The 9,886-nt window shown below is 60.7% G+C and carries 7 protein-coding genes and 2 tRNA genes; 8 read left to right on the forward strand and 1 reads right to left on the reverse strand.

Features of this window, described 5'->3' with window-relative positions:
- Positions 1 to 2,592, reverse strand: coding sequence for a DNA mismatch repair protein MutS (mutS, locus tag G5367_RS09960; protein WP_421212257.1), 2,592 nt, complete (start codon positions 2,590 to 2,592; stop codon positions 1 to 3).
- A gap of 250 nt (positions 2,593 to 2,842) precedes the next feature.
- On the opposite strand from mutS, the gene pncC reads away from it, so the two are divergent.
- The 8 genes from pncC (at position 2,843) to G5367_RS10000 (ending at position 9,885) form a co-directional block, all read left to right on the forward strand.
- Positions 2,843 to 3,334 (forward strand): nicotinamide-nucleotide amidase, encoded by a 492-nt coding sequence (gene pncC, locus G5367_RS09965; RefSeq protein WP_042052756.1) that lies wholly within the window; start codon positions 2,843 to 2,845, stop codon positions 3,332 to 3,334.
- Positions 3,335 to 3,414: 80 nt separating this feature from the next.
- Entirely contained in the window at positions 3,415 to 4,479 is a 1,065-nt protein-coding gene (recA, locus tag G5367_RS09970; protein WP_005348744.1) for a recombinase RecA, read from the forward strand.
- A gap of 41 nt (positions 4,480 to 4,520) precedes the next feature.
- Positions 4,521 to 5,030, forward strand: coding sequence for a regulatory protein RecX (locus tag G5367_RS09975; protein WP_421244914.1), 510 nt, complete (start codon positions 4,521 to 4,523; stop codon positions 5,028 to 5,030).
- A 295-nt stretch (positions 5,031 to 5,325) separates the two neighbouring features.
- Entirely contained in the window at positions 5,326 to 7,950 is a 2,625-nt protein-coding gene (gene alaS, locus G5367_RS09980; RefSeq protein ID WP_421244913.1) for an alanine--tRNA ligase, read from the forward strand.
- Between the two features lie 16 nt (positions 7,951 to 7,966).
- Entirely contained in the window at positions 7,967 to 9,205 is a 1,239-nt protein-coding gene (locus tag G5367_RS09985) for an aspartate kinase (protein WP_100646953.1), read from the forward strand.
- Between the two features lie 103 nt (positions 9,206 to 9,308).
- Complete coding sequence (gene csrA / locus G5367_RS09990; protein WP_005305164.1) at positions 9,309 to 9,497, forward strand: carbon storage regulator CsrA; 189 nt, start codon at positions 9,309 to 9,311, stop codon at positions 9,495 to 9,497.
- 214 nt (positions 9,498 to 9,711) lie between these two features.
- Positions 9,712 to 9,804: transfer RNA gene (locus tag G5367_RS09995), tRNA-Ser, on the forward strand.
- 4 nt (positions 9,805 to 9,808) lie between these two features.
- A tRNA-Arg gene (locus tag G5367_RS10000) sits at positions 9,809 to 9,885 on the forward strand.
- Position 9,886: the final 1 nt, after the last annotated feature.

Genomic DNA, 9,886 nt, shown 5'->3' on the forward strand with positions numbered 1-9,886 from the left:
TCACAACATCTGTTTGAGGCGATAGAGCAGATCTAGCGCCTGACGGGGGGTGAGCTCGTCCGGGCGCACTGCTTCCAGCTCATCGACTACCGGATGGCTCTGGGGCGCCATGGTCACCGGAGCCGGGCGGGTTTCACCGGCGGCGACCGGAGTGGCGCTCTCCAGCTCGTGCAGTTTGTGACGTGCCTGCTGGATCACCGATTTCGGCACCCCGGCCAACGCCGCCACTTGCAGGCCGTAGGAGCGGCTGGCCGCGCCTTCCTGCACCGCGTGCATAAAGGCGATGGTGTCGCCGTGCTCCACCGCATCCAGATGGACGTTGGCCAGCCCGCTCATCAGCTCGGGCAAGCGGGTCAGCTCGAAGTAGTGGGTGGCAAACAGGGTGTAGGCGCCAATCTTGCTCGCCAGCTGTTCGGCACATGCCCACGCCAGCGAGAGGCCGTCGTAGGTGCTGGTGCCGCGGCCAATTTCGTCCATCAGCACCAGACTGCGGGCGGTGGCGTTGTTGAGGATATTGGCAGTCTCGGTCATCTCCACCATAAAGGTGGAGCGGCCGGAGGCGAGATCGTCCGATGCCCCGATGCGGGTAAAGATGCGGTCGATGGGGCCGATGCGGGCGCTGTCGGCGGGGACGAAGGCACCGATGTGGGCCAGCAGCACGATCAGCGCGGTCTGGCGCATGTAGGTCGATTTACCGCCCATGTTGGGACCCGTGATGATCAGCATCCGCCGCTCCCGCTCCAGCCGGATGGGGTTGGCGATAAAGGGAGCTGTCATCACCTGCTCAACCACCGGATGGCGGCCCGCTTCGATCAGGATCTGATCCTCATCGATGAGGGTCGGGCAGCGGTAGTCGAGGGTCTCGGCCCGCTCGGCCAGGTTGGCCAGCACGTCCAGCTCCGCCAGTGCGGCGGCGGAATCCTGCAGGTCGCCGAGGTGGGGCAGCAGAGCATCGAGCAGCTCTTCGTAGAGCCGTTTCTCCAGCGCCAGCGCCTGGGACTGGGCTGTGAGTACCTTGTCCTCGTACTTCTTCAGCTCGTCGATGATGTAGCGTTCGTTGTTCTTGAGGGTCTGACGGCGGATGTAGTGGGCCGGCACCAGATGGCTGTTGGCGCGGCTCACTTCGATATAGAAGCCGTGCACCTTGTTGTAACCCACCTTGAGGGTGTTGATGCCGGTCAGCAGCTTCTCCCGCTCCTCGATGCGGGCGAGGCTGGCGGTGGCACCGTTGGCGAGATCCCGCAGCTCGTCCAGCTCCTGATTGAAGCCGTCACGGATCACGCCACCATCGCGGATCAGCACCGGCGGCACCTCCATCACCGCACGCTCCAGCAGGTCGAGCAGCTCGGGGAAGGTGCTGGCCCGCTCGGCCAGCTGTTGCACCGCTTCGTGTTCGTTGTCCGCCAGCAGGCGTTGCAACTCGGGTAACTGGGCGAAGGCCTGACGCAGGCGGGTGAGGTCGCGCGGGCGGGCCGAGCGCAGGGCGAGACGGGCCAGCACCCGCTCCACATCACCCACCTGACGCAGCAGGTTGCCCAACTCGTCGTAGAGGTTCTGCTCGATGAGCTCCTTGATGGTGCTCTGGCGACCTTTCAGGATCACCCGATCGCGGATCGGCTGGTGGATCCAGCGCTTGAGCAGGCGGCTGCCCATGGGGGTGGCGGTGCGATCCAGCACCTCGGCCAGGGTATTCTCATAGCCACCGGCCAGATTCTGGGTCAGCTCCAGATTGCGGCGGGTGGCGGCATCCATGATGACGGCGTGATCCGGCTGTTCAAGGCGTACATTGCGGATGTGGGGCAGGGCGGTGCGCTGGGTATCTTTGACGTACTGCATCAGACAACCAGCGGCGCACAGGGCGGTCTCGCTCTTGTCGACGCCAAATCCCACCAGATCCTGGGTGCCGAACTGCTGGCAGAGCAGCTTGCGGGCGGTGCCCAGCTCAAACTCCCACTCCGGGCGGCGACGCAGGCCGCGGCGACCTTCTATATGGTGCAGGAATTCGAACGATTCCGGGTAGAGCAGTTCGGCCGGATTGGTGCGCTGCAGCTCAGCCAGTAAGGTCTCTTCTTTCTCGAACTGGTTGATGAAGAAGCGGCCGGAGCCGATGTCCATTGTGCCATAGCCGAAGCGGCGGCCATCGTGGTAGACGGCGGCGATCAGGTTGTCCTGTCGCTCGCTGAGCAGCGCCTCGTCGGAGACGGTGCCCGGGGTGATGATGCGAATGACCTTGCGCTCCACCGGCCCCTTGCTGGTGGCGGGATCCCCCACCTGTTCGCAGATGGCGGCGGATTCGCCAAGCTGCACCAGCTTGGCCAGATAGCCCTCGATGGCGTGATAGGGCACCCCCGCCATCGGGATGGGGCTGCCCGCCGACTGGCCACGTTTGGTCAGGGAGATATCGAGCAGTTGAGAGGCCTTGCGGGCATCGTCATAGAACAGCTCGTAGAAGTCGCCCATCCGGTAGAACAGCAGGATCTCCGGGTTCTCGGCCTTGAGGCCAAGGTACTGCTGCATCATGGGCGTGTGGGCGCTCATATTGGCGCCGGAAGCGGAGCTTGTGGCGCCGCTGGCTTGGTGTTGTGCGGTCATGTTCTGTTCCAGAAGGGGCCTCTGCGGGCCAGTGTCTGCGGTGATGAGCCTTGGGCTTGATGGCGCCATTCTACACATAAGCGCCGCGACGGGGGAGCGGGTGTTCCGGGCGCGGTTGCTCTGCGCTATTGAAGGCATGACACCGGTGCGGCACCTCACATTACGGCAGGCAAGGGCGGTCTGCCGTGGTTGCGGGCGGCGCTAGCGGGATCGCATAATGTGCCCCTTGAGCGGATCATAAGGAGTCGTGATGAAACTGGATGCAGAGATAGAGCACCTTGCCATCGAGCTGGGACGGGCCCTCGGTCAACGGGGCTGGCTGGCGGCGACCGCCGAATCCTGTACCGGCGGCGGGGTGGCCAGCGCCATCACCGACATCGCGGGTAGTTCCGGCTGGTTCGATCGCGGATTTGTCACTTACACCAACGAAGCCAAGCAGCAGATGTTGGGGGTGAGCAGCGAGAGCCTTGAGCAGCACGGTGCGGTGAGCGAAGCCGTGGTGCTGGAGATGGCCCGCGGCGCGCTGGCCCACTCGTCTGCCTCCATCAGCGTTGCTATCAGTGGCATCGCTGGCCCCGGCGGCGCCACCGAAGGCAAGCCGGTCGGCACCGTCTGGTTCGCCTGGGCCGACCGCAACGGCCGTCACCACTCCCTGCTCGCCCGCTTCGACGGGGATCGCCGACAGGTACGCCAGCAGGCGGTGAGACAGGCCTTGTCGGGTCTGTTGGCCCTGCTCAGATAAATTGGGCTTGATACTGTATGAATAGACAGTATACTTAGCCCAACTTCACTTCTTACTCACGATTTCCAGCGGAGATTGGCATGGATCAGAACAAACAGAAGGCACTGGCGGCTGCGCTGGGTCAGATTGAAAAGCAGTTCGGCAAAGGTTCCATCATGCGTCTGGGCGACAGCAAGACCATGGATATCGAAGCCATCTCTACCGGTTCCCTCTCGCTGGACGTGGCGCTGGGCATTGGCGGTCTGCCGTGTGGCCGTATCGTCGAGATCTACGGCCCGGAATCTTCCGGTAAAACCACCCTCACCCTGCAGGTGATCGCGGAAGCCCAGAAGAAGGGCAAAACCTGTGCCTTCGTCGATGCGGAACACGCCCTCGACCCTATCTATGCTGCCAAGCTGGGCGTCAACGTCGACGACCTGCTGATCTCCCAGCCGGATACCGGTGAACAGGCGCTGGAAATCTGCGACATGCTGGTTCGCTCCAACGCCGTTGACGTCATCATCGTCGATTCCGTGGCGGCCCTGACCCCGAAAGCGGAAATCGAAGGGGAGATGGGTGACTCCCACGTTGGCCTGCAGGCCCGTCTGATGTCCCAGGCGCTGCGCAAACTGACCGCCAACATCAAGAACGCCAACTGCCTGTGCATCTTCATCAACCAGATCCGGATGAAGATCGGCGTCATGTTCGGTAGCCCGGAAACCACCACAGGTGGTAACGCGCTCAAGTTCTACGCCTCCGTGCGTCTGGATATCCGTCGTATCGGCGCCATCAAGGAAGGCGACGAAGTGGTCGGTAACGAGACTCGCGTCAAAGTGGTCAAGAACAAGGTGGCCCCGCCCTTCAAGCAGGCTGAATTCCAGATCTTCTACGGTGCCGGTATCTCCAAAGAGGGCGAGCTGGTGGATCTCGGCGTCAAGCACAAGCTGATCGACAAGGCGGGTGCCTGGTACAGCTACAATGGCGAGAAGATCGGTCAGGGTAAGGCCAACGTCATGAAGCTGTTCGCCGAGAACAAGGTGATGGCTGGCGAAGTGGAAGCCCGCCTGCGCGAGCTGCTGCTCTCCGGTGCCGTGCCAGTCGATGACAAGGCTGCTCCGGTTGAGGCAGACGAGTTCGATGCCGAAAGCGAACAAGAGTTCGAGTAAGGAACAAAGGAAGGCCGGGTAGATACCCGGCCTTGTTATTTATGGTTGATGAATCCGTTACCGAACCGGTCGAGCCTGCCGAACCGACCTTTGCAGAGCAGCTTACCGCCGCCCGCGCCTTTGCCATGCGCAGTCTGGCCCGCCGCGAGAGTGCCGAGTCCGAGCTGGCTAACCGGCTGCGCCAGCAGGGCTTCAATGAAGAGGTGATCGAGGCGGTGGTCGACTACTGCCGCGGTTACAACTGGGTCAATGACGAACGTTACGGCGGTATGGCTGTACGGGCCGGTGCCGCCAAGAGCCATGGCCCCATCAAGATCCGCTTCGATCTGCGCCGCAAGGGGCTCGACGATATGCAGATTGATGCCGCATTCGATCAGCCGGAGCTGGACTGGTTCGAACTGGCGTTTGCCCTGCTCGAACGGCGCGCCCGAGTGGCCGATCTGGCGGATTTCAAGCTGCGGATGAAGTGGCTCAAGTACCTGCTGGGGCGCGGCTTTACCCAGGATCAGGCCCGTTATGCCATCTCGGCCCTGCAGGAGCGGGAGGAGTAACGCCACTGCGTGGCAAACGTCGTTTCACCTCTCCTTGTGGCATGTTTTTCCTGCTCGCTCAGTAGCTTGCGCGCACAATCCCGAAAAAGCGGCCTTTTGTTCATCTCATCCCTCTTTATGCGCTGCTTTTTTGCCTCTCGACAGTGAAAAAAGCCACTGTGGGCAGCGGCGCTCTTATCTGGCCCGTTTATGTGCGCTTTTTCGCCCGTGGCGGCCCTGTCTGTTTTACTTTACCCCGCAGAAAACTTACATTAATGCGGTTAAAAGTCCGTATTCGAATCAAGCAGGATTTTCCATGTATATGTCCACGTCAGAGATTCGCGCTGCGTTTCTCGAGTATTTCCGTTCCCAGGGGCACCAGGTTGTCTCCTCCAGCTCGCTGGTACCGCATAACGACCCGACCCTGTTGTTTACCAACGCGGGTATGAACCAGTTCAAGGACGTGTTCCTTGGCGCAGACAAGCGTGCCTACAATCGCGCGACGACTTCCCAGCGTTGCGTGCGTGCCGGTGGTAAGCACAACGATCTGGAAAACGTCGGCTATACCGCTCGTCACCACACCTTCTTCGAAATGCTGGGCAACTTCAGCTTCGGTGACTACTTCAAACAGGATGCCATCAAGTTTGCATGGGGCTTCCTGACCGAGGTGCTGCAGCTGCCGAAAGATCGCCTGCTGGTAACCGTCTACGCGACTGACGATGAAGCTTTCGATATCTGGGAAAAAGAGGTCGGTGTCCCGGCCGATCGCATCGTGCGCATCGGTGACAACAAGGGTGCCCCTTACGCTTCCGACAACTTCTGGGCCATGGGCGATACCGGCCCGTGCGGTCCTTGCACCGAGATCTTCTATGACCACGGCGATCACATCTGGGGTGGCCGTCCCGGCTCACCGGAAGAGGATGGTGACCGTTTCATCGAGATCTGGAACGTGGTCTTCATGCAGTTCAACCGCCAGGCTGACGGCACCATGGAGCCGCTGCCCCGTCCGTCCGTGGATACCGGCATGGGTCTGGAGCGTATCTCCGCCATCATGCAGGGGGTGCACTCCAACTACGAAATCGACATCTTCCAGGCGCTGATCAAGAAAGCGGCCGAGATTGTCGGCACCACCGATCTGAGCAACCAGTCCCTGCGCGTCATCGCTGACCACATCCGCTCCTGCGCCTTCCTGGTGGCAGATGGCGTGATGCCGTCCAACGAAGGTCGTGGCTATGTGCTGCGTCGCATCATCCGTCGCGCCGTGCGTCACGGTCGCAAGCTGGGCGCTACCGATGTCTTCTTCTACAAACTGGCTGCCGAGCTGGCAGTGCAGATGAAGGATGTCGCTGCCGAGCTGATCGCCCAGCTGCCGCTGGTCGAGCGCGTGCTGCGCATCGAAGAGGAGCAGTTCGTCCGCACGCTGGATCGCGGTCTGCTGCTGCTGGAAGACGCTCTGGCCAACCTGGGTGATGCCAAGGTTATTCCGGGCGAGGTGGTGTTCAAGCTCTATGACACTTACGGCTTCCCGGCCGACCTGACTGCCGACGTGGTGCGCGAGCGCGAGATCGGCATCGATGAAGAGGGCTTCAAGGCCGAGATGGAGAAGCAGCGTGCTCGCGCCAAAGAGGCCTCCAGCTTCGGTGTGAACTACAACGAAATGCTCAAGCTCGACTTCGAGACCCCCTTCACCGGTTACAAGACCCTCACCGAGCGTACCCACGTGGTCGGTATCTACAAGGGTGTGGAAGAGGTGAGCGGTCTTATCGCCGGTGACGAAGCGGTCATCGTGCTGGAAGAGACCCCCTTCTACGCCGAGTCCGGCGGCCAGATTGGCGACAGCGGTACCCTGAAAGTGGACGACGGCATCTTTGCCGTGACCGACACCCTGAAAGCGGGCAAGGCGATCATCCACAAGGGTTACATGGAGCTGGGCACCCTGGAGAAGGGCGCCGAAGTGGAAGCCGTGGTTGACGCTGACCGTCGTCAGGCCATCGCCCTGAACCACTCCGTGACTCACCTGCTGCACGCTGCCCTGCGTCAGGCACTGGGCGAGCATGTCACCCAGAAAGGTTCTCTGGTTGGGGCCGAGCGCATGCGTTTCGACTTCTCCCACTTCGAGGGGCTGACCATGGCGACCATTCGCCGGGTCGAGGAGCTGGTCAACAACCAGATCCGCGCCAACCACGAAATCACCACCCAGCTGATGGATCTGGAAGCGGCCAAGTCCGCCGGTGCCATGGCGCTGTTTGGTGAAAAATATGAAGACGACGTGCGCGTGGTGCGCATGGGCGACTACTCCACCGAGCTGTGCGGCGGTACTCACGCCAAGCGCACCGGTGATATCGGCTTCTTCAAGATCATCGCCGAGAGCGGTATCGCAGCTGGCGTGCGCCGTATCGAAGCGGTGACCGGCAAAGCTGCCATCGACTTCATGCATCAGGTTGGCGAGCAGATCGAAGAGGCTGCTGCACTGGTGAAAGGTGACCAGTTCTGCATCGCCGACAAGGTTCGCCAGATGCTGGACAAGGCCAAGATGATGGAGCGCGAGCTGGAGCAGCTCAAGGCCAAGCTGGCCGCTCAGGCCAGTAACGACCTGCTGGGTCAGGTGATCGAGATCAACGGTCAGAAGGTGCTGGTTGCAGCGCTGGAAGGGGCCGATCCGAAATCCCTGCGCGGCATGCTGGACGAGCTGAAGAACCAGATGAAGTCCGGTGTTGTACTGCTGGCCACCTGTGCCGACGGCAAGGTCAACCTGATCGCCGGCGTCACCAACGACCTGACCGGCAAGGTCAAGGCCGGTGAGCTGGTCAATCTGGTTGCCCAGCAGGTGGGTGGCAAGGGCGGTGGCCGTCCGGACATGGCACAGGCGGGTGGTACCCAGCCTGAGGCGGTGCCGGCAGCGCTGCAATCCGTTCACTCCTGGCTGGAAGAGCGCCTGTAATCGGGCGAGGTGATCTGTGGCACTCTATGTACAGAAGTACGGCGGCACCTCGGTCGGCACACTGGAGCGGATCGAGGCGGTAGCTGAGCGGGTCGAGCAGACCCGCGCCCAGGGACACGACGTGGTGGTGGTTGTCTCCGCCATGTCGGGCGAAACCAACCGGTTGCTGGGCATGGCCCAGCAACTGGATCCTGATGCCAACCGGCGGGAGATGGATGTACTGGTCTCCACCGGTGAGCAGGTCACCATAGCGCTGCTGGCGATCGCGTTGAACAAACGCGGTTGTCCTGCGGTCTCAATGACCGGTGATCAGGTACGGATTCACACCGATTCCGCCTATGGCAAGGCGCGCATCACCCACATCGACACCGAGCTGGTTCATACCGAACTGGCTGCGGGCAAGGTGGTGGTGATCGCCGGTTTCCAGGGCCGTGACGAGCATAACGCCATCACAACCTTGGGCCGCGGCGGTTCGGATACCACGGCGGTTGCCGTGGCGGCGGCCATCAAGGCCGATGAGTGCCAGATCTTTACCGATGTGGATGGGGTATACACCACGGATCCGCGCATCGAGCCCAAGGCGCGTCGTCTCGACACCATCACCTTCGAGGAGATGCTGGAGATGGCCAGTCTCGGCGCCAAGGTGTTGCAGATCCGCTCGGTGGAGTTTGCGGGCAAGTACCGCGTCCCGCTGCGGGTGCTGTCGAGCTTTATCGATGGAGAGGGAACCTTAATCACATATGGAGGTGATAGGATGGAAGCTCCCCTGGTATCCGGGATCGCTTTTAACCGCAACGAGGCCAGCCTGACCATTCTGGGCGTGCCGGACAGACCAACCGTTGCCGCGCAGATCCTGAATCCGATCAGCGACGCCAACATTGATGTCGACATGATTGTGCAGAACACCCTGGGAGATGGCACCGCCGACTTCACCTTCACGGTGAATCGTGACGACTATCGCCGCGCCCGGGCACTGCTGGAGGAGACCGCCACCGAACTTGGCGCCTCCTGCGTGCAGGGCAATGGCGAGATTGCCAAGGTCTCCATTGTCGGTGTCGGCATGTGGAACCATCCCGGTGTTGCGCGCACCATGTTCAAGGTATTGGGCGAGGAGGGGATCAACATGCAGTTGATCTCGACCTCTGAAATCAAAATCTCTGTGGTAATTGACGAGAAGTATCTGGAGCTGGCGGTGCGAGCCCTGCACGCGGCTTTCGGGTTGGATCAGGCACCGCAAGAGCAGCCCTTGGGCTAACAATCTCTGATTGATTTAGTTTCAACCATTTACCATATCGGTATCTTTGTTAGATAATGTCGCATATCGATATAAAAACAAAACAGGATACAGGAGCAAGCGAATGCTTATTTTGACTCGTCGTGTAGGGGAAACCCTGATGATTGGTGATGAAGTGACTGTCACCGTACTGGGCGTTAAAGGTAACCAGGTCCGTATCGGTGTTAACGCGCCGAAAGAGGTCTCCGTACACCGCGAAGAGATCTACCAGCGCATCCAGGCTGAGAAAGTACCGGGTCAATCCGGCTTCTAAGCGGCTTTAATGGCTGTGACAAGGCGACACCTCATGTGTCGCCTTTTGTTTTTTAAGGCTAGGCAAAACCGCGCTGCAAGGTGCAAAAGAGCGGGATAAGTGTCGATATTGTTTGAATATTCCACGCTTTGGCCAAATGCTGAGCGAACACGCTTTTTTCTCCAAAAAAGTGTTTGACTAAAAATCCCTGTGAAGTATTATCAGCCCCGCAAACGGAGAGGTGGCCGAGAGGCTGAAGGCGCTCCCCTGCTAAGGGAGTATGCGGCTTATACCCGCATCGGGGGTTCGAATCCCCCCTTCTCCGCCATTTTGCGCCCGTAGCTCAGCTGGATAGAGTACCTGGCTACGAACCAGGTGGTCAGAGGTTCGAATCCTCTCGGGCGCACCAT

The organism is Aeromonas sp. 604282 (genome assembly GCF_049170575.1).
In the GTDB taxonomy this organism is placed as follows: Bacteria; Pseudomonadota; Gammaproteobacteria; order Enterobacterales; family Aeromonadaceae; genus Aeromonas; species Aeromonas veronii_A.